This is a genomic window from Sphingomonas sp. So64.6b (assembly GCF_014171475.1).
Lineage (GTDB): Bacteria > Pseudomonadota > Alphaproteobacteria > Sphingomonadales > Sphingomonadaceae > Sphingomonas > Sphingomonas alpina_A.
Map to the genome: position 1 here is coordinate 3,393,145 of NZ_CP048817.1, position 19,732 is coordinate 3,412,876.

The 19,732-nt window shown below is 63.8% G+C and carries 16 protein-coding genes; 4 read left to right on the forward strand and 12 right to left on the reverse strand.

The genetic code is table 11. The annotated features are described in order from the left end of the window. Positions 1-40: 40 nt before the first annotated feature. The 9 genes from G4G27_RS16280 to G4G27_RS16320 form a co-directional block, all read right to left on the reverse strand. The gene (locus G4G27_RS16280) at positions 41-1,093 is read right to left on the reverse strand and encodes a hypothetical protein (protein WP_183109625.1); all 1,053 of its coding nucleotides are present in this window, start codon (positions 1,091-1,093) and stop codon (positions 41-43) included. Between the two features lie 30 nt (positions 1,094-1,123). Then, entirely contained in the window at positions 1,124-2,983 is a 1,860-nt protein-coding gene (locus G4G27_RS16285; protein WP_183109626.1) for a hypothetical protein, read from the reverse strand. 58 nt (positions 2,984-3,041) lie between these two features. Next, on the reverse strand, positions 3,042-4,487 hold the full coding sequence (locus G4G27_RS16290) for a S8 family serine peptidase (RefSeq protein WP_183109627.1): 1,446 nt from the start codon (positions 4,485-4,487) through the stop codon (positions 3,042-3,044). Beyond that, positions 4,484-5,296, reverse strand: coding sequence for an IPT/TIG domain-containing protein (locus tag G4G27_RS16295; RefSeq protein ID WP_183109628.1), 813 nt, complete (start codon positions 5,294-5,296; stop codon positions 4,484-4,486). The genes G4G27_RS16290 and G4G27_RS16295 overlap by 4 nt, the downstream gene beginning before the upstream one ends. Next, positions 5,293-5,559 (reverse strand): hypothetical protein, encoded by a 267-nt coding sequence (locus tag G4G27_RS16300; RefSeq protein WP_183109629.1) that lies wholly within the window; start codon positions 5,557-5,559, stop codon positions 5,293-5,295. The genes G4G27_RS16295 and G4G27_RS16300 overlap by 4 nt, the downstream gene beginning before the upstream one ends. After that, positions 5,556-6,689: a hypothetical protein gene (locus tag G4G27_RS16305; RefSeq protein WP_183109630.1), complete on the reverse strand. Its 1,134-nt coding sequence runs from the start codon at positions 6,687-6,689 to the stop codon at positions 5,556-5,558. The genes G4G27_RS16300 and G4G27_RS16305 overlap by 4 nt, the downstream gene beginning before the upstream one ends. 20 nt (positions 6,690-6,709) lie before the next feature. Further along, positions 6,710-9,988, reverse strand: a complete 3,279-nt coding sequence (locus tag G4G27_RS16310; RefSeq protein WP_183109631.1) for a papain-like cysteine protease family protein — start codon at positions 9,986-9,988, stop codon at positions 6,710-6,712. A gap of 4 nt (positions 9,989-9,992) precedes the next feature. Further along, complete coding sequence (locus G4G27_RS16315) at positions 9,993-10,397, reverse strand: DUF3467 domain-containing protein (RefSeq protein ID WP_183109632.1); 405 nt, start codon at positions 10,395-10,397, stop codon at positions 9,993-9,995. Between the two features lie 496 nt (positions 10,398-10,893). After that, complete coding sequence (locus tag G4G27_RS16320; RefSeq protein ID WP_202049594.1) at positions 10,894-11,832, reverse strand: sigma 54-interacting transcriptional regulator; 939 nt, start codon at positions 11,830-11,832, stop codon at positions 10,894-10,896. Positions 11,833-12,087: 255 nt separating this feature from the next. Between G4G27_RS16320 and G4G27_RS16325 the strand changes: the two genes are divergently transcribed. Further along, positions 12,088-12,333, forward strand: coding sequence for a hypothetical protein (locus G4G27_RS16325; protein WP_183109633.1), 246 nt, complete (start codon positions 12,088-12,090; stop codon positions 12,331-12,333). A gap of 4 nt (positions 12,334-12,337) precedes the next feature. Continuing rightward, a complete protein-coding gene (gene astD, locus G4G27_RS16330) occupies positions 12,338-13,753 on the forward strand; it encodes a succinylglutamate-semialdehyde dehydrogenase (protein ID WP_183113852.1) in 1,416 nt (471 codons plus the stop codon). A 90-nt stretch (positions 13,754-13,843) separates the two neighbouring features. Here astD and G4G27_RS16335 read toward each other — a convergent pair whose 3' ends face one another. Together G4G27_RS16335 and G4G27_RS16340 are read right to left on the reverse strand one after the other, a co-directional pair. After that, a complete protein-coding gene (locus G4G27_RS16335; protein ID WP_183113853.1) occupies positions 13,844-14,314 on the reverse strand; it encodes a nuclear transport factor 2 family protein in 471 nt (156 codons plus the stop codon). After that, on the reverse strand, positions 14,307-14,936 hold the full coding sequence (locus tag G4G27_RS16340; protein ID WP_183109634.1) for a pyridoxamine 5'-phosphate oxidase family protein: 630 nt from the start codon (positions 14,934-14,936) through the stop codon (positions 14,307-14,309). Before G4G27_RS16340 ends, G4G27_RS16335 begins: the two co-directional genes overlap by 8 nt. Positions 14,937-15,047: 111 nt before the next feature. Here G4G27_RS16340 and G4G27_RS16345 point away from each other — a divergent pair, with 111 nt between their 5' ends. After that, a complete protein-coding gene (locus G4G27_RS16345) occupies positions 15,048-15,974 on the forward strand; it encodes a LysR family transcriptional regulator (RefSeq protein WP_183109635.1) in 927 nt (308 codons plus the stop codon). Between the two features lie 51 nt (positions 15,975-16,025). On the opposite strand, the gene G4G27_RS16350 is transcribed toward G4G27_RS16345, so the two are convergent. Then, positions 16,026-17,300 carry a LacI family DNA-binding transcriptional regulator gene (locus tag G4G27_RS16350; protein WP_244624368.1) on the reverse strand — a complete coding sequence of 425 codons (1,275 nt, stop codon included), beginning with the start codon at positions 17,298-17,300 and terminating at the stop codon, positions 16,026-16,028. On the opposite strand from G4G27_RS16350, the gene G4G27_RS16355 reads away from it, so the two are divergent. Next, positions 17,241-19,724: a TonB-dependent receptor gene (locus tag G4G27_RS16355; RefSeq protein ID WP_244624369.1), complete on the forward strand. Its 2,484-nt coding sequence runs from the start codon at positions 17,241-17,243 to the stop codon at positions 19,722-19,724. The two genes, G4G27_RS16350 and G4G27_RS16355, sit on opposite strands and share 60 nt — an antisense overlap. Positions 19,725-19,732: the final 8 nt, after the last annotated feature.

Sequence of the window (19,732 nt, forward strand, 5' to 3'; positions counted from 1 at the left end):
CGGCAGAGCGGTGGCGGCAACAGAGCGGTGACGGTGCGGCTCAGTGCACCGACAGTGGCGTCCCCTCGGACACGAGCCCGGCGGACGGGCTGATCTCGAACTCGACCGGACGCAGGAACAGGCCGATCTTGGGTGGGCCCGAGGGCGCGATCTTGACGCTCAGGATGCTGAAGCGCCCCGGCCAGACATTGTCTTCCGGCGTAAAGGCCTCGAGAAAGCGTTCCAGCGTGCCCAGTTCGCGCGGACGCTCGCGCAAGTTCATGGTCAGCAATTGCAGGAAATTCGGCGGCACGTCGGGGATCGCGTCGAGCATCACCTGCAGTTCGAGTTCGACACCTTGCGGGCTGCGGCCGAATGCGACCAGCGCAGCGCCGGGCGGGATCTCGAAGCGCCCGCCAAGCGCGACGCCGATCACCTGGAGAATGCTGGCGAGCCGCTTGCCCAGCCCGAGTTCGTCGAGCATCGGCTGCATCTCGGCAAGGCGGAAGCCGTTGGTCATCAGGAAGGTGACCATCTGGCTGCCATAATCCCGGCCCGCGACAAGCGTGGTGAATACCGGCCGCATGCCCGGCATGGTCGACATAGCAGCGCCGATCAGTCGTGCCAGCGCCGGGTTGACGTCGTTCGTCGCGCCCGAGCCGCCCTCATAGGTGACGGTCGCCGATTGCAGGCCGTTGGCATCGAAACTCGATCCGAAGAATGCGCCGTAATTGAGCGCGGAGGACCGCGACAGGCCGCGCTTGCTTTCGCTTGCGCCGTCATACCAATGCAGCGCTTCATTGCCGAAATTGTCGGCGACGAGGCGCCGCATCTCGCGCGTGGCGGCGTCGCGCCGGTCGCCTGCCGACGCATCGGGACCGAGCGGTTCCAGGTCGAAGGCCAGCGTACGAGGCTGCGCCGCACCGAATTTCGGCACGAACGGCGCAGCACCGCGCAACAGCGGATTATCCTCATAGCGCCGGTCGCCCATCGGATATGCGAAGCTGTCCTCGATCATGTTGTTGACGAAGTGCCCCGGGTCGGCGGTGCGGAGCGAGCGCGACGCCGTCATCAGGCGGGTCTTGATCCGTCGGCTCAATGGTTCGTAGCGCATGGCGCAATCCTCCTTGTGCGGGCGTGGCTATCAATAGCCCGCATAGCTGCCATGGCCGTTGGCGCGGCCGTTTGCCCGCGAGAGCCCCGGGTCGAAGCCCATGCCCAGGCCGAGCCCGGTTCCTTCGAGCAGGTCGCGCGCGATCGATGGAATCTGGATCGGGCGGGCGGTGACCTGCGGCGATTCGCGCGGCTGCGACATCTGCTCGACGCGGTCTTCGCCCATCGCCGAGTCCGCCAGCCACATCTCGCACGCGTTGACGAGATCATAGTCGGTCGGCTTGGACACGGGTGTCTGGCCCGACGCGCGCGCCGGCGGATTCTCGACATCGCGCAGCTCGACCATCGGTGCGGTCGGATCACGCAGCCGGTCGGTATGGTTGGCGATCCAGTTGGTGATGATCGCGCCGCTCGTCGCCAGCATGCGATATTTGGACGAGTTGCGGGCGCCGCCCAATTCGGTCTGGGCGATCTGGTCGATCACGCCCCACATGTCGCGAGCACCGAACGCCGCGCGCAGTTCCGGATCGCGCAGCAACGCAATCATGTCGTTGATCTGCTTCTGCAGATCGGCGGCGGCATAGAAGATCATGCCATAACCGCGCGACGACATGTTGACCGCAAGGTCGCGCGCCGCCTTCTTCACCTGTTGCTGGTTGATCGCGACCGGCAGCGAGGAGCGGATCAGGCGATCGACGCGGCTTTCGCGAACCAGCGACGACACCGACGAGACGAAGCGCAGCCACAGGTCCTGGAAGTCGCTATTGACCGATACACCGGGCTGACCGGTCGGCAGGCCAAGCGTCATGGCGTAGAAATTCTGCCGCTCGACTTCGCTCATCCGGTTCGGGGCTTCGCGCCAATAGCTGTAGAGTTGCGTGCCTGCGGGCCCGCGGATCAACGGAATCTCGCCGCGCTGCGACATCTCGACCAGCTTGTCGACGACCTGGAACGCCTTCAGCTCCTCGAATGCCGATGCGAAGATGAACGAGCCCATCAGGCGGCAATGATCGCCGACCACTTCGAACTCGGTCGTCGCTTCGAGGTCGGGCAGGTTGATCTCGAATTCGTGCATCGGTTTGTCGGCGCCGATATCCTGTACGCGCCCGAACGATTCCTCGACCTGCGGCTTCAGGTTGGGGTCCTTCGCCGAGATATTGCGCTCGACCAGCTTTTCGAAAACCTGCGCATATTCGAGGCTCGATATTTCCGGCTCGCGCGCGTCGCCCGCGACATTGACCGCGTCGGACATCGTCTTGAGGATCCGCACGGCAAGATCGATGCGCGTGGAGACACGCGCCATCGCCTTGACCAGCTGTTCACCGAACTCACCGTAGTTCGGGCCGGTGTCGTCGGCCTTCACCTCGCCGGCCGAATCCGCGATCAGGCGCGGCAGCGGCGCCTTCCACAATTGCAGCAGGCCGATGACCAGGCCGATCCGTGCGACTTCGCGGTCACGCGTCGCTTCGTCAGCATTGGCGAGCTTGGGAAAAGTCAGTTTGGCACTGGACGCGGGCGTGAAACCGCTATGCTCGACCTCGATCGGCTGCAGGCCGAGATGGTCCTGCCGGAGCAAGTGCCGCGCCGCGCCGAACAGCGGATCGATGAATTGCGGCGCCTTGGTGGCGGTGCCGTTCACCACGGCAAGCAGCTTGGTCAGGCGAGCATGTTCGGCCTGGTCGTCCTCGCCCAGCGTGCCGACCTTCTGCTTGCGCTGTTCGAGCATCTGCCAGTCGGCGCGGACGTCGCTCCGCGCAGTGTTTTCGCGATCGCGAATGTCGAAGAAATTGACGTTGACGATCTTGATGCCGCCGCTGCCGCCCCCTCCGGATGCACCGCCGGATGGCGACGCGGGAGAAGCGGGTTGGGTCGGGGTTGTCGAGGTGGCCATGTCGGTGTTCCTTTCGAAGAGAGTATGGGTGTCGGTTCAGTGCCGGGCGGAGGGTGGATCAGCCGTCATCGGCACCTCCCAATTCAGTCGTTTCATCGGCGTCGAGCGCCTGATCGAGCAGTTCGAGCGCGCGCGCGGCATCAAGCACGCCCGCGCCATTGCCGGGGCCGACGTCGCCGCGGTGCGGTTGCGCGCTGTCGATCAGCAATGACTTGATCGTCGCCGGGTCGAGCGCGGCGGCGCGGGTGTTGGCGCGCGCGACAAGCAAGGCGGCGGCACCGGCGACGAAGGGCGCGGCGAAGCTGGTACCGGTCGCGCTCTGATAACCATCGAGCGACGCGGTCCGGACGCGCTCGCCGGGCGCGCAAAGCGCGACGTGCTTGCCATGCGTCGAGAAGCTGCTGACCGACCGGTCGAGCGCAACCGAACCGACCGCGATGACATCGGGAAATGCCGCGGGCCAATAGATATGGTCGTCGCCGCTATTGCCCGATGCCGCGACCAGCGCGCAGCCACGCGCGGTCGCGAAAGCCACCGCCTCGGCATGTGGTTTCGGCGCGCCGGGTTCGAGCGCGTCATCCTCGGTGCCAAAGCTGCAATTAATGACTTTCGCGCCGAGCTGCGCCGCCATGACCAGCGCCATGTCGAGATCGCTGAGCGCGCCGACGCCCACCGCGGCATCGCGCCCGGGGAAGCGCGCGGCGCCCAGCGCGCGCAACGGGAGCATGCGGCAGTCGCCGCCAAGGCCCGGCGGCATCTCGCTGCCGCACCCGCCGATGATCCCGGCACAGCCCGTGCCATGGCCGACATAGCGGTCGGTGGGGTTGGTATCGGCACCCTGATTGTCGCCGAGCAACGCGACGCCGCCGGCCAGTTCGCCCTTGCCCAGTTGCACCGTGTCATAGCCATGGCGCAGCCGGCCGGCGAATTCGGGATGCTCCAGCGCCAGCCCGCTGTCGACGACACCGACGATGACGCTGGCATCGCCGCCTTCATAGGCGAGAGCGCGCCGCGCATTGACCAGGTCGCGCGGATCCCAGCCATCATCATCGCCAGAAGGACGCCGTGGCATATCGGGCCCGTCGAGACCGACGGTGGTGATATAATTGGGGATCGCGGACTCGACCAGATCGAGTTGCATCAGCGAGATGGCGAGCGACCCGACATGAGTGCCCTCGGCCACGTCGAAGCGCAGGACGCGGGCGATGCCCGACACCTCCTCTTCCTCGCTATACCCCATATTGCGCGCGCCGACGTTGCGCAGCGCCCGCGCCGCGGCATGGAGCCGCGACACCTGTACATGGCTGCCAAAACTGCTCACCACACGGTCGAGCGCACCGTGCCCGGTGCTGTCGGCCGGCAACGCGGCTTTGCGCCGGACGTCGAGCGCGGCCGGAATCCCGGCAGGCACTTCGCCCAGCTTCAGCCGCACGAGCAGGCTGGTCGGCAATGCATAGGCACCCGAGCGATGCGCCCAGGGCAGGATGGCGCGGCTGACGCTCATGCGTGGCCTCCATTGCCGTAGAGCGCACCATTGCCCTCGATGATGGGCTGCATCAGCGGCGGCGCGGCATGGCTCTGGTCGAACCACAATTCGGTCGGCGCCTTGCTGTCGTGGCTCAGGCTCATCTGTCCGGCGAGCTGGTCGATATCCGGCGCCAGCACGATTTCGGTATCGCTTGCATGGACGACATTGACTGGTCGCCCGGCGATCGACACGCGCGGCGGCGTGCCATCGCGCAGCAAATTGCGCCCCTTGATACGCAGCCGCTGGCGCAGCTCGTCGGCACCATCGGGTTCGCTCGACACATCGTCGACCAAGGGCCGGGTGGCGCGTGACAGCACGCTTTCCAGCTTGTCGATCGGCAGCCGCGTGATCCGCCCGACCGATCCGCCCAATCCCTGTTTGCGGATTTCGTTGAGCTTGGAGACGGTGCGCACGCCGATGCCCTCGAGCCGGCGGCGTTCGTCCTGGTCAAGCTCGTCATCGCCAAGCGACGACAACAGGACATCGTCCTTGTTATCGACCGCGAGCTGGACCGCGTTTTCCTCGATCATCGGCCGCGTGATCGCGGTGAAGGTCAGCTTCAGGACCGTCGGATCCTTGTCCTGCGGACCAGCCGGACGAATGCGGATTTCGCCGTCGTCGAGTTCGACATGCGCTTTCAGATCCATCGCGATGTCGCGGATCGCGAAGGTCAGCGGCAGCCTGTCGTTCTGCGCCTTGAGGCTCATGCGCGTCTGGGCGGTGTCGAGCTGAAGCTGGACCGCCTGGATGAAATCCTCCAGCGCGATGGAGCCGTTGCCGATCATGACACGGCCTCGACCGGCACTTCGGTCAGGGTCAGCGTGAAGCGGCCGACCGGCAAGTCGAAATCGGTTCGCGTATGGGTGCGCGGCATGTCCGCTTCGATGCGCAGCCCCGCAGGACCGCGCGTGACGCGCGTTTCGACCGGCAAGGTGAGTTCGATGCGGGTGGTGCGCAGCCCGCCGCCCGCTTGCGTCTCGGGCAACGCGATCATGCTGTCGGCGAGCTCGCCGATCATGTCTTCGAGCGGGCGGCGGGCGGACGTCATGAGGTTGCGCCGATCGGCTGTGATGGGGTGATGATCGAGGCTGGTGCGAGGACGGGCGGCGCTGCGACCGGCGGCGGCGGTGGCGCAGCAATTGCGGCCGGAGCGATCGTAGCGGGCGGGACGGCGGGAGCCGGTGCCGTGGCGGAAGCAGCGGGCGGCATCGGCCGCGCGGCGCGTTCGAGCATAGTCCGGCGCGCATCGTCGGCGAAACGGTCGAGCGGGATCGTCTCGCTGGCGAAATTGATCTTCACTTCACCAAACAGTTCGGCATTCATCGTCGTGTCGGTCTGCGCGTTGACGCCGACCGTCGATACCTTGGTCACGGGTGCCGCATAGGCGGTACTGCCGCGGGTCGACCAATTGCCCGACGGCGTCGCGCTGCCGGGATCGTCGCTGACGGCATAATCGACCGACGATTTGTCGCTGGCCGCCGCGCGGAACTTCAGCCGCGCGGTGATCGAGCCGTCGCGCACGACGATGCGGTTCATGCCGAGCATGACCAATGTCGCCAGGGTCTGCATGCGGTCGCCCGCCAGCCGGTCGCGCGCGGCGGGTATCAGCACTTCCTCGATCAGCTCGGGGGTGAGCGGCTGATCGGCGGCACCGAAATCGCGTAGCCAGTCCGGCGACGGACCGCTGCCGAACTCGTCGAGCGCACCGCGCGGCACGACCGCGACACCGCTATCGTCGCGTGCCAGAGCGAGGTCGCCGGGATATTGCGAGACGAGCCAGTCTCGCGCCTGGTTCGCGGTGACATTCTCTTCGCGGAACTGCGCCATCGGCTTGGAAATCGCCGCGACCAGATCGGCATAGGCGTCCATCTGGCGGATCGACGAGTCGACCATTGCGTCCCAGGTGCCATGGATCAGCGATGAGACGAATTCGGGAAAGTCGAGCTCATCGGTGACCGCGCCCGCCCGGCGGCCAAGCGTTTCCGTCGCGGGCGGCGCCTTGGTGCTGGCGGGCGTGGGCGACGTTTCGGTCGTCGTTTCGGACATATCGCTGCCGCCGCCAGCGGGCGCGGTCCCGGACCGGTCACCCCAGAAGTCCCCCGCCAGGGCGCTGGCGGGAACACGCTTCGATGCCTGGAGCGACCGGTGCGCGGGCGGGGAGCCGTAGGACGATGCCATGATCGATCTCTGTCCCTGGCTCAGAGTTCGCGACCGGATTCGACGTACTGGCCGGTCGGCAGCAACGTGATGACCTTTTCATAGACCTCGTCGCCCCGCACCATGCGCTCGCGACGATAGGTGATCGTCACGACCAGCATCGCCCCGGGATTGTTGATGTAGCGCGGTGCACTGGTCGGGCTCGTGCCGATAAAGGGTTTATCGGTTTCCGAAATCTGCGCATGCACGGCCAGCGCATCGCCGACGGCATCGTTGAAGCCATGCGCAACCATGATGACGTTGCCGAGCGACCAGCCGTCATATTGCCAGCGAATGTCGAGCTTCATCCCGATCGAATCGAGGATCGAATCGTCATCCCAATCGATCGTGATCGACGCGTCTTCGACCGTGTTGAGCGGCGCCTGGGCATCGAGCTGTCGCGGTCGCTTCCAGCCGCGATATGAATCGACCTGATAGGTTATGTCGGTGCCCGATGCGGAGACGATCGCGCCGCCGATGACCGATCCGACAGCGATCCCTATTTCCACCGCGACCGCGGGCGCGATGAGTGCATTGGCCGGCACGCGGCGCGCTGGGGATGCCGTTGCGCCCGCCCGCCGCGCTTGCGGCGCGGACATCGCAAAGCCGGATGGCGCGCCGGTGCCCCGGTTGATCGCCTGCCCCAGAGGAACCCCGGCATAGATGATCTGGACATAAGCGGGGTTGCCCGCCGCGGCCATTTCATACTCGTTCTGGAAATCCTCGTAGCGCATGATGTAGCGGCTGCCGCTACTGTGCGTACTCTCATAGGGATCGGGCGCACCGGGGGTGCCGACCGGGCGATCCCAGGGATCGACCACGCGCACGAAATAATTCTGGCCATCGGAATACATGCCGACGACGAGCACGGCGTGACCCGAATTGATCGTGTCGCTCATGATCTTGCCGACATAGAGCGGGCCATGCTGTTCGATCAGGCCGGCAAATCCGTCGGGCGTGTAGCAAGCCGGCGCGACCGTCCCGAGGCCAAGTGCGGCAGCGGCATCTGCGCGGTTCGCCCAGGGCAAGCCATCGTTGATGCTGCGCCCGCATTGTTCGGCGACCCAGGACGGCATGACGCTCTTGCTGTCGCGCCAGCCGATCAACATCGACAGTGTCGTCGCCCAGCAGCTTTTGCCGGTCGGTTGCGGCACCGCATCGATGCCGTCCCAGTTGATCGACCAGGTGGTGGCGTTCAGCGACCGGGCCACGCCAAGCGGCAGCACTGCAGTCGGGGCAGCAGCCGGGGGGTCGAGCTTGTCGAGCAGCGGCGTGATCGTCGCACCATCGAGCCCGAGGTCGAGTGCCTCGCCGATCCGCTGACCGAATGTGCCGCCGATGCGCGTCGCGCGCTGGCGCGGGTCGGACGGTAGCGACGGCGGCACATAGGCGGGCGAACCCGCCTTGCCTTCCATGGCTTCCTGCTCCGCCAGCTGCAGCGCGAAGCCGACGCCGATGCTGACCGCGCCGCCAATGCCGCTGCCAGTCGAATCGAGCCAGATTTCCGCGCCACCGACAAGTTCCTCACCGACGCTCACCCCGGCAACGGTGTGAAGATCGGCAAATTTCGCCAGTCCGCCGCGATTATAGCCAAGCTTCATCTTGGCCTGCAGCGCGAGTTTCAGCGAGGTGACGAATTCGCTCAAGCTATCGAAGTCGGCGCTGATTTCTCCGGTTCCGAACAAGGCGACCTGCCCATCCGGCGCGAAGACCGCGCCGACCCCGGCGCCAAACAATGGCGTGTCGAGTGCCGGACCGATCGACAAGGTCACGCCGCTATCGCGGGCAAGCCCCGGCAAGGCCGCGAGGAACGCGCTGAATGGCGAGAATAGCGCGGCGGCTCCATGGCCGATTTGCCAGGCGCGCGTGAAGATGCTGCTATTGTCGCCGAGATAATACATCGATGGCGGGTCCACCGTGTCGCCCGCCAGTTGCACGCCCTGTTCGATTTTCGCGCGGATCCAGTCGAGTGCGGCAGTGGCCGTCGTTCCGCTGCTCATCGTGATGCCGACGCGGCGGGCCGGGGCCTGTTGCGCGGCGAGCTGCAGTGCGAAACCGACACCGATGCTGACCGCGCCGCCAATGCCGCTGCCGGTCGAATCGAGCCAGATTTCCGATCCGCCGACGATCTCCTCGCCGACGTTGATGCCGGCGACCGTGCTGATATCGGCGAATTTGGCGAGCCCGCCGCGATTATAACCGAGCTTCATCTTCGCGGTGAGCGCGAGCTTGAGCGATTTCACGAATTCGAGCAGGCCGTCGAAATCGGCACTGATTTCTCCCGCGCCGAACAGCGCGACCTGGCCGTCGGGCGAGAACGCCACGCCGATACCGCCGCCGAACAGCGGCGTATCGAGTACTGGCCCGATCGACAATGTCACGCCGGTCTCGGCGGCGAGTGACGGGATGGCAGCGAGGAAGCCGTTGGTCGGCACGAACAGCGCGGTGGCCCCGAACGTGATCTGCCAGGCGCGGATGAAGATGCTGCTATTGTCGCCGAGATAATAGATCGATGGCGGATCGACATGCGATCCGGCCGCCTGCACCCCCTGCTCGATCTTGGTGCGGATCCAGTCGAGCGCGGCGGCGGCGGTCGTGCCGCTGCTCATCGTGATCCCGACCGCCTGCCTGCCACCCGTTTGCCTGCCGCTCGCTGCCGGGCGTCCGCGATAGCTGCTCTCGCGCGCCGGGATCGCCGGCATTGGGCCGAATCCGTCGTCATATTTGCCCGAAGACTGGCCAGGCTGGGGCGCCGCCGATGTGCCATTGGCGCCGTTCGGCGTGATCGTCGCGGCGCCCTTACCCGACCCGTTCGTGCCTTCGCTACCGGGCTTGGGCGCATCGCCGGTCCATTCCAGACGCGGCGCGCCCGACCCGCGCGCGCCACCGAAATTGCGCCGCAGCGTGCGGCCGGTAAAGCCGCGCAGCGACACATAGGGGCTGCCATCGCGCGGCAGCGCATCGACATTCAGGCCGCCATTGCCGCCATGGCCGGTGGCCAGGCCGAAGAATATCTTCTCACTGCCGATGAAGCGCGCCAGCACATCGGGCGGTACGACAAAGACGCCCTCGCCGCGCGGCACCGTCAGCGTGCCATGCTCCCGGCTGGAATAGAAATTGGCCGCGGTGCGCCGGTTGCTATTCTGACCGCCGAACAGGGCGATGTCATTGGCGAGCACCACTTCAGCCTCGACATTGGGTTCGTCGGTGCGAACGGCAAAGCCGAGCATCGGGAACCGGTCGCTGACTTCCATGCGGTTGGGGCGAATCTGCGCAGTCATCGAATCACCTATGGTTGTTTGAAGGGGCCGAAGTGGAATGGGGCTGTTGCGAGCGCAGCGCGCGGGCGCGCTCTTCGAAATCGCCGAGCGGGCTGAGCACTGAATCGATCGGGCTGGAGAGCGCGCCGACCACGGCGATCGGACCATATTCGGTTTCATGCTCGCGCACCGATCGGGCGAGCAGCGCCGACAGCATCTTGGCGTAAGGCGGGGCGAGCGCGATGCGGCTGTGAATCGCGGTCGCGCCCTCGCCGTCGGCGAGGCCGGGGTGGAACTGGCCGAAATCGATCAGGAACTCGAACGGGTTATGCCCCAGCTCGAAATAGTTGACGTAGATCGCGGCAACGACGCCTTCGGGCTCACCGCCCGCGCGCTCATTTGCTTCCGATACCGATCTCAACCGCTTCATGGGCAAGTCACTCCCTGCTTACCAAGCTTCAGCAGGTTGCGTGCCAGTTGATATTCGTCGGAAATCAGCCGTTTTTTGGGCGGTGTGTAACAGCTATTGTGTCACACTCGCCGATCGCGGCTGCGACAGTGTTACGCCCCCGGAGCCTTGAGCGTAAAAATCGGTCCGCTCCTGCCGAGGGTTTATCGCGTCGGCGAAATCATATCGAAACCGCGCCTCGCGCCCAGTGATGCCCAAGGCCTTATGTGTCGCATTAATATTTGATATATAACGATATTATATTAGTCGCCTCGCGGAGGTAGCGCGAAAAAGATACGACACGACTGGTGTCCCATATCTCCCGCGGCCCTGTCCCCCGGCCCTGTCCCTCGGCCTGTCGCCGGCGGCGATTCAACCGTCACACGGACCCGGGCATATCATCGCTTGCCGGACTTATATCGGCGCGCTCTTTCCCAGTGTCGAAACAGGATCGCCACGGCGCTGCCAGCGCGAGGCTTTAGCTCCCGGCACCGCCCCGCGTGACATGGTGCTTGGTCAGCTTGCGGTACAATGTCATGCGCGACCAGTGCAGTTCCTTCGCAGCTTCGACCTTGTTCCAGTCGGTCTTCTCCAGCACCGACAGGATAAGGTTGCGCTCTTCGTCGCTGCTACGCGAATAGCTCGACTGCAGCCGAAGGAAGGCGGCGGGAATATGACAGACGCCGATCGGGCCGTCGGGCGGGTCGATGAAGACCCCTTCGACGAAATTGCGCACTTCGCGAACGTTACCGGGCCAGTCATAATCGAGCAGCACGTTCATCAGTTCATTGTCGGGGCTGCCGACCCGGCAATCGTCGCGTCGATTGAAACGATCGATGAAGTGGTGGAGGTAAAGTGCGATATCCTCACGCCGCTCGCTCAGGTCCGGCAAGTCGACGCGCGCGACATTGAGGCGATAATAGAGATCACTGCGGAAGCTCCCCTCTTCGACTTGCTCCTCGACCGCGCGATTGGTCGCCGCGACGATACGCAAATCGACCTTGACCGGGCGCTGGGCGCCGATCGGATTGACTTCGCGCTCTTCGAGCATGCGCAGCAATTTGGTCTGGCTGAGTGGCGGTAATTCCCCGATTTCGTCGAGGAACAGGGTACCGCCATCGGCCAGCACGGCCTTTCCCTTCTGTGCCTGGAAGGCACCGGTAAAGCTGCCACGCTCGAACCCGAACAGTTCGGCCTCGAACAGCGTGTCGGGGATCGCGCCGCAATTGATCGCGACGAATGGCGCATGAGCCCGGCGGCTTGCGCGATGCAGTCCGCGTGCGAAATGCTCCTTGCCGGTGCCGGTGGAGCCGGTGATCAGGATCGGAGCGGAACTGCGGGCGATTTTAGGCGTCAGCGCGCGCAGACGCGTAATCGCGTCGCTCGTGCCAAGCATCTCGCCTACCGCATCGGACATGCTTTCCCCGTGCGCGACCCGGGGTTGTTTTCGTTGAGTGGCACGATCCGCATCAAACCGACCGTCCCGACGAAAGGCCGGGCCGGTTGGCAACGAACATTGCAGACCGCAGATTTTTGCGACTCTTGGACAGTAGAGGTAGTTTAACGCTCCCCCAAAACCGGTCAATCGACTCTGATCGGGAAAAGATCACGCACTGTCGCTTAACTACAGCGTGTGAAATGTCGGCGGGCATCGCGGCACAGCGTCATATATGTGATTACCGATCAGCAAGCCTTGTCCGGACGGTTGACGGAAGCGACGCGCATCGATCTCTCCTTCTTCGCCGAATCGACTCTCGATCTTCGCGGCAGGCACCTGAAAATCGGCACCAGCCTTGCGGTCGGCAACAATTGCAATCGCCTGCTTCCCCCCCTTACATTGTCGCACGCCGAGGCCGATATCGCGCTCGAGCGGATGGACGAGACGTGCACCGTAATGCTTGGGACAATGACAACCTGATATGATGACGACCTTCGATTCACGCGATCCGGCCAGCGGCGATATCGTCTGGTCCGGGCCCGCTGCCTCTGCGCAGCAATGTGCCGACGCCGTTTCCTCTGCGCGCCAAGCTTTCGCCGCCTGGTCAGCAATGAGTATTGACGAACGGGTCGCTGTCGTCCGCCGCTATCAGGACGCGCTCAAGGCCAATGCCGAAGCCATGGCCACCGCGATCTCGCGTGAGACCGGCAAGGCGTTGTGGGAAACGCGGACCGAAATCACATCGATGATCGGCAAGGTCGACCTGTCGATCGCCGCCCATGCCGAACGCACCGGCAGCCGCGAACAGGCCGCGCCGTTCGGCCGCGCGGTGCTGCGCCACCGCCCGCACGGCGTGATGGCGGTGCTCGGCCCGTATAATTTCCCCGGCCATCTGCCCAACGGTCATATCGTACCCGCGCTGCTTGCCGGCAACACGGTGGTGTTCAAGCCGTCCGAGGAGACGCCGCTGACCGGCGAGCTGATCGGTGCCGCAATGCGCGAAGCAGGCGTGCCGGAGGGCGTATTCGCCGTCGTTCAGGGCGGTCGCGATACCGGCGCGGCATTGCTCGATCAGGATATTGACGGGTTGCTGTTCACCGGATCGGCCGGGGCCGGCGCACATTTCGCACGCATCTTCGCCGATCGGCCCAAAGTGATCCTCGCGCTCGAACTGGGCGGCAACAACCCGCTCATCGCCTGGGACGGCGACGGGGACGCAATCGCGTCGATCGTCGTCGCGTCGGCCTTCATCACCACCGGCCAGCGCTGCTCCTGCGCCCGCCGCCTGATCGTGCCGCAAGGTGCGGCCGGCGATGCGATCGTCGCTGCCGTTGTCGCGCTGTCCGACCGGCTGGTGATCGGCGCATGGAACGACGACCCTGAACCGTTCATGGGCCCGCTGATCTCACCCGCCGCCGCTACCCGCGTCTCCGAACAGGTCGCCGAACTCGTGCGGCGTGGCGCGCGTCCTATCCGCCGGATCGAGGCCGTGGCGGGCCGCCCTACTGCTTTTCTCAACCCCATAATCCTCGACGTGACCGGGATCGACGCACCGGACGAAGAGATGTTCGGCCCGGTGCTACAGGTGATCCGCGTCGCCGATTTCGACGCCGCGATCGAGGCCGCAAATGCGACGCGTTTCGGCTTGTCCGCCGGGCTGGTCACCGATGACGATGCGCTGTGGGAGACATTCCTGCAGCGGATCCGCGCCGGCGTGGTCAATCGCAACCGGCCGACCACCGGCGCTGCCGGATCGATGCCGTTCGGCGGGCTTGGCGAATCGGGCAATCATCGCCCCAGCGCCTATTATGCGGCCGATTACTGCGCCTATCCCGTCGCGAGCTTCGAGGCCGACACCGTCGTCGACCAGCGGGCTGAGTTGAAGGGTGTGCGCGGCTGACCGTCGGAACCGGTATCGGTCGGAGTGCCGATCGAAGCTGGAGCGCATTCGCGTTGGATCGATCCACCCTTTCCCGTTTGTATGACCGGGCTAGAGGCCCAGGTCGGTCAATCCTGGATGATCGTCCGGGCGACGCCCGGACGGCCAGTGGAAAAGGCGGTCGCTTTCGTCGATCGGCAGGTCGTTGATGCTGGCGATCCGCCGCCGCATCAGGCCGTGTTCGTCAAACTCCCAGTTTTCGTTGCCATAGGCGCGGAACCACTGCCCGTTCGCGTCGCGGCATTCATAGGCGAAGCGCACGGCAATCCGGTTGCCGGTAAAAGCCCATAATTCCTTGATCAGCCGATAATCGCGCTCGCACGACCATTTTCGCGTCAAAAAGGCTTCGATATCCTCACGGCCTTCAAGAAACTCAGCACGATTCCGCCATTGGCTGTCGACAGTATAAGCCAATGCGACACGGGCGGGATCCTGAGAGTTCCAGGCATCTTCGGCAAGCCGCACCTTCCGGCGAGCACTGCTTTCGTCAAACGGCGGCAGGGGCGGACGCTCTTCATTCATGGTTTTCTCCAGCAAGCCGTGCGCGAAGACCGGCATTCTCGCTCTTGAGCGCTTTGAGCTGTTCGCGCAGCGGTCGGACTGCGTCGGCGATTTCCGCCTCGGTGAAACGTGGCGTAATATGTTGCGGACAATTCCAGTCGAATGCTTCGAGCCGCAACCGAAAGATGCGTTCCGGCCTGGCCTTGTAATCCGGCATGGACACTGCCTCGGCAAGCGCGGAATCACCGTCAAGCGGCACGACATCGACATGGGCGTAGATCTTGAGCCGGGCGCGCCTGGCGTAGTCCATCAGGATCAGCGCAACGCGGTCGTCGGCGTTGAAATTGCCGAGACTGATATATTGGCGATTGCCGCGATAATCGGCGAATGCGAGCGTCTTCTGGTCGATGACCTTGAGGAAGCCCTTGGGTCCACCGCGGTGCTGCACATAGGGCCATCCCGTTTCGGAGACGCTCGCCATATAGAAGCTGTCCCGGTCGGCAATGAAAGCCGCTTCGTTTTCGGTAAACCGGTCGAACTCGCGATGTCCTTTGAAATCCAACCAGGCCGTGTCGCTGGCCATCGCTTTCTGCGCGGCGAGGACGCTGGGCGTCACTGCGATATCGAGGAATCCGTAGGACATGAACGCTCTCCGGAAATGAGGAGTGAGCCTGATGAAGGCAAATGGCGCTTTCCGGTTTCCAACAAAATCCCGTATGATTGAAAACCATTATTCCGGAAAATGGAAAGATAGATGGATCGCTTCGAAGCCATGTCCATCCTCCTCGCGGTCGTCGAAGGAGGGAGCCTTTCCGCCGCCGGACGTGCGTTGCGCATTCCGGTCCCGACCGTGAGCCGCAAGCTCACCGATCTCGAGGTACTTCTCGGCACGCGGCTCCTGATCCGCTCGACCCGAAAGCTCACACTCACCGATGCTGGCGTCGCCTATGTCGCTGCGGCACGGCGAATCCTTGAACAATTGGACGATGCGGAGCGCGAAGCCGCAGGCGAGTTCACGACACCGAAAGGCGAACTCGTCATCACCGCGCCGCTCATGTTCGGGCGGTTGCATGTGCTGCCGGTGGTAGCCGATTTTCTTGCGAGCTTCCCCGATATCGATGTTCGCCTGAGCCTTTCGGACAGAAACCTGCATCTGATCGACGATCATGTCGACATGGCGGTTCGCATCGGCAGGCTGCCCGACAGCGGGCTCATGGCGACAAATGTGGGCGCCATGCCGATGGTTGTTTGTGCAACCCCGTCGCTTCTCGCCGGGCACGGCACGCCGACCTCTCCTGATGAGCTCGATCGGCTGCCATGCGTGAGCATGAACACGCAGACCATAAAAACCGCCTGGCAATTCAAGGTGCGCGGGGAAAAGCATCCGTTCGAGCAGGCGGTGTCGCCACGCCTCATCGTTTCATCGGCGGAGGCGGCTGCCGATGCTGCAAGGTGCGACGTCGGCGCCACGCAACTACTACGGTATCAAGTAGCCGACTCTCTCGACGCGGGAATTTTGCAGGTCATTCTCGCAGACTTCGAGATCGATCCGTTGCCGGTCAATCTCGTCCATGCAGGGCGTGGCCAGCTGCCGCTCAAGATGCGCCGCTTTCTCGATTTTGCCGCACCCAGGCTCAGGCAAGTCCTCGCCCAATTTCGCGAAAATGGCCCTTATATGTAGCGGCCAGCCATCTGCTACGGCCACACGCGGCCGCACCGTGATCGCTGACCCTCAGGTTTCCCGCACGATGATCTGGGTGGGCAGCATGACCGATTTGGGGCGCGCGCCGTCGATCCGCTGCATGAGTTTCTCCACCAGGATGGCACCCGCCACGCTGGTTTCCTGCTCGATCGTGGTGATTGCCGGATTGAAATGCGCGCTGGGTGGTATGTTGTTGTAGCCGACCAGAGAGTAATCGCGCGGGGTGAGATGATCCTGTTCGCGAAATGCGCTGATCACCGCCATCGCGGCTGTGTCGGAAAAGGCAAAGACAGCATCTGGCTTGGAGCCGTCGCGCAGGTAATCGGTTGCGCATTGATAGGTTGCGGCGAAGGTCATCGACCCTGTCGGCAGCAGGTCGATCGTGATTTCGGGCATTCTCGCCGCGACTTCACACAGACCGTTATATCGCAAGCGGATTTCCTCGTGCCCGATATTGCCGACAAACAGCCATTTGCGGCGCCCCTGAGATATGAAGCGCTCACCGGCCAGTCGTCCCCCGGCAAGGTTATCGCTGCCGATCGCGCAATATCCCGCCGTCTGGCTCACCGCACCCCATACGACCATCGGAACGTCCTTGCGTGCCAGATCGCGCAGCATCTCATCACGCGTGCCCTGGCCAAGCACGATAAACCCGTCGGTGCCGCGTGACCGGTAGAGTTCCATGAACCCTGCCGCATTCTCGAGGCCCGAGGGCGACAGGAGCAAATCAACGTCGCGCACGGACAATGCTTCCGACACGCCAGCAAGCAATTCGAAGATGAACGGATCGCCGATCGCTCCATGACGATGCGATCCGAAATCCAGCACGACCGCGACCGTGTTGGTTCGCGCCTGACGCAGCTTTTGCGCATTACGATTGACTGCATAACCGTTCTCGCGCGCCACCTCGAGCACACGATCGCGGGTCTTCGCCGACACCAGCGTGCTGCCGTTGAGCGCACGCGACACGGTAGGCTTAGAGACGTTCGCGAGGCGCGCGATATCGTCCATCGTCATGGCCGCCATGATCTTGCTCGGCTTGCGCCCAGGTTCGCTGTCACTCATGCAAATGCCGTATGCGCCTGAAATCGATCTAGGCAACCCTCCTTGCCATGAAGAATCTTTTGCAACAGGTATTGAAATGCATTTCATAAAACGATAGCCAGTGGCGAGACCGTGCGAAACAGCACGGATGGGGAGGATGCGATGATTCAGCGGAAGATGATGTCTGTTCTGGCGCGGGGCGTGGCCCCGGCGGCGCTTCTGATCGGCGCGGCGGGCGCCCAGGCGCAGAGCACCCCGCAAGGCGATGCTCCGACAGCCACAGCGACGGCTTCCCCTGCGGCGACACCCGATGACAATGGCCTTGAAGACATTGTGGTCACCGCCCGGCGCACCGAGGAGCGCGCTCAGCGGGTGCCGGTATCGATTACGGCCTTCACGCAGGATAGCTTGCGCGAAAAGAGTATCAACACCGGCACCGACCTGCAGAATTATACGCCGTCGCTATCCGTCCTGGGTGACGTCGCGCGTAATCAGGAAACCTACTCGATCCGCGGAATGGGCGGGAACGGCGGACCCGGCACAGGCAGTGGACCTGGGGTGGTGGGTTATTTCGCCGAAGTGCCCTCAACCGTCAGCGGTCCGGGCAATTTCTTCGACCTTGCGTCGCTTCAGGTGCTGAAAGGACCACAGGGCACCTTGTTCGGCCGCAACACGACCGGCGGCGCCGTGCTGTTGGAGCCCGCCCGCCCCAAGATGAACGTCGCCGAAGGGTATATCGACGGAACGCTCGGCAATCTCCGGCGGCGAAGCGGTCAGGCCGCGCTGAACATCCCGATCATCGACGACATTCTGGCGATCCGGGTCGCCGGGCAATTCGACAAGCGCGATGGTTATGTCCGCGATGTGGTGACGGGCCGCGACTATCTCAATCGCAACAATTACAGCCTGCGGCTGGGCGTGCAGTTCAATCCCACGGACACGATCAGCAGCTATTCCGCGGTCAGCTATCTCGACGTCAAAGAGCACGGCGGCGGTAGTATCCTGCTCGCGGTCAATCCGGCCCGTCCCTATGGCGCATTGCTCCAGCCCTATCTCCAGGCACAGCAGACGCGTGGCGTGCGTGAGACGTCCCTTGGCGTGGCGACACGCGAGGTCGCAACGAACCTGCTCATCCTCAACAATACCGAATGGCGGCCGAGCGAGTCGCTGACGATCAAGAATATCTTCAGCTACGGCCGGACGCGCTCGACCAGCGCCACCGACCGGGATTCGACGCCGTTGCCGATCGCCGATCTGCTCGGCGCTTATCCGGGAAGCTATAACAACAATCTTCGTACCATCACGGAAGAGCTTCAGGTGCGCTACGAGACCGGGCCGCTCCGCCTGCAGGTGGGCGGTTTCTATCTCGACCAGAAGACACCAGCTCCGCTGACCTTCCAGACCGTCAATCCCATGCAGGCCGGCGGCTTGCTGGGTGGCGGACCGATCATCCTGCCACCGGCGCTTCAGGCCGCACTTGGCGTCAATGGCCCGCTATTGCCGGCGCTGAGCCTGCAGCCCTCAGCGCATGTGGATGGCCGTAGCAAGGCGCTTTATGCCCAGGCACAGATCAAGCTGACGCCGGAATTGACGGCGACTGCCGGCTTCCGCTGGACATGGGATCGCTTCGGCGGCGACATCCAGAGCTATCAGGATGCGCAAAGCTATGATGTGTTCAACAGGCTGGCGGCGCTTGGCGTGGTCACGCCCGCACAGGCGGCCCAGATCATCGGTCTCAACGCCAATCTGTGCGTCTATGACGCGTTCCTCGCGGTCGCCGCGGGCGGCTTCCCGACGCTCAAATATCCTAACTGCACGAATGTACAGTTCCAGGGGAAGAGCAACGGGCCGACATGGCAGCTTGGACTGGACTGGCAGGCCGACGCACACACATTGCTTTATGCGGTCAGCCGGCGTGGTTATAAATCCGGCGCCAGCAATGCGATCGTTTCGCTGTTCCTCGGCGAACAGCACCCGTTGTTCGCGGTTCGACCAGAGCGGGTGACCGACGCGGAGATCGGCCTGAAGCGCGACTGGACGTTCGGCGGCGTGCAGGCGCGGACCAACATTTCGGCCTTCTATACCTGGTACAATGATATCCAGGTGATCCAGCGCGCCGCGATTGCGGGCGCGGACATTCTGACCAACGCTCAGCGCGCTCGTGTCATGGGTCTTGAGTTCGAAGGTACGCTGGTCCCGACCAAGGGCCTGACGCTTAGCGGTGTGTATTCGTACAATTCGGCCAAGTATCTCGAATACAACACGATCGCGATTCCGGCCATTCCCCAGGCACTGACCGCTGCCCAGCCGAGCCGCAACCTTGCCGGAACCGAATTTTCTTTCGTGCCGAAGCACAAATTCAGCCTGAACGCACGGCTGGCGCTGCCCATCGCGCCGTCGGCCGGCGACATGGCGCTGAGCGCGAACTGGTCCTATCAGACCAGCCAGCGCGTCACGCCGGAATTGCAGCCGTTCGACACGATCGCGGGTTACGGTCTGCTTAACCTGCGGTTCGAATGGAACGACGTTCGCGGTGCGCCGCTTGACCTGGCGATCTACGGCACCAACGTGCTGGACAAGGAATATCGGGTCACGGCGAACCCCGGCTACAACAATTCGGGGTTCATCAACTCGATCTATGGCGAACCGGCGCAATATGGCGTCCAGGTCCGTTACCGTTTCTAAGGCCGTAA

Excerpts from the sequence above, each read along its gene's own strand:
- G4G27_RS16340 (WP_183109634.1), bottom strand. The coding sequence starts at position 14,936 with ATGTCCTACGGATTCCTCGATATCGCAGTGACGCCCAGCGTCCTCGCC.
- G4G27_RS16320 (WP_202049594.1), bottom strand. The coding sequence starts at position 11,832 with ATGTCCGATGCGGTAGGCGAGATGCTTGGCACGAGCGACGCGATTACG.
- G4G27_RS16285 (WP_183109626.1), bottom strand. The coding sequence starts at position 2,983 with ATGGCCACCTCGACAACCCCGACCCAACCCGCTTCTCCCGCGTCGCCA.
- G4G27_RS16300 (WP_183109629.1), bottom strand. The coding sequence starts at position 5,559 with ATGACGTCCGCCCGCCGCCCGCTCGAAGACATGATCGGCGAGCTCGCC.
- G4G27_RS16310 (WP_183109631.1), bottom strand. The coding sequence starts at position 9,988 with ATGACTGCGCAGATTCGCCCCAACCGCATGGAAGTCAGCGACCGGTTC.
- G4G27_RS16315 (WP_183109632.1), bottom strand. The coding sequence starts at position 10,397 with ATGAAGCGGTTGAGATCGGTATCGGAAGCAAATGAGCGCGCGGGCGGT.
- G4G27_RS16345 (WP_183109635.1), top strand. The coding sequence starts at position 15,048 with ATGGATCGCTTCGAAGCCATGTCCATCCTCCTCGCGGTCGTCGAAGGA.
- G4G27_RS16305 (WP_183109630.1), bottom strand. The coding sequence starts at position 6,689 with ATGGCATCGTCCTACGGCTCCCCGCCCGCGCACCGGTCGCTCCAGGCA.
- astD (WP_183113852.1), top strand. The coding sequence starts at position 12,338 with ATGACGACCTTCGATTCACGCGATCCGGCCAGCGGCGATATCGTCTGG.
- G4G27_RS16290 (WP_183109627.1), bottom strand. The coding sequence starts at position 4,487 with ATGAGCGTCAGCCGCGCCATCCTGCCCTGGGCGCATCGCTCGGGTGCC.
- G4G27_RS16295 (WP_183109628.1), bottom strand. The coding sequence starts at position 5,296 with ATGATCGGCAACGGCTCCATCGCGCTGGAGGATTTCATCCAGGCGGTC.
- G4G27_RS16280 (WP_183109625.1), bottom strand. The coding sequence starts at position 1,093 with ATGCGCTACGAACCATTGAGCCGACGGATCAAGACCCGCCTGATGACG.
- G4G27_RS16335 (WP_183113853.1), bottom strand. The coding sequence starts at position 14,314 with ATGAATGAAGAGCGTCCGCCCCTGCCGCCGTTTGACGAAAGCAGTGCT.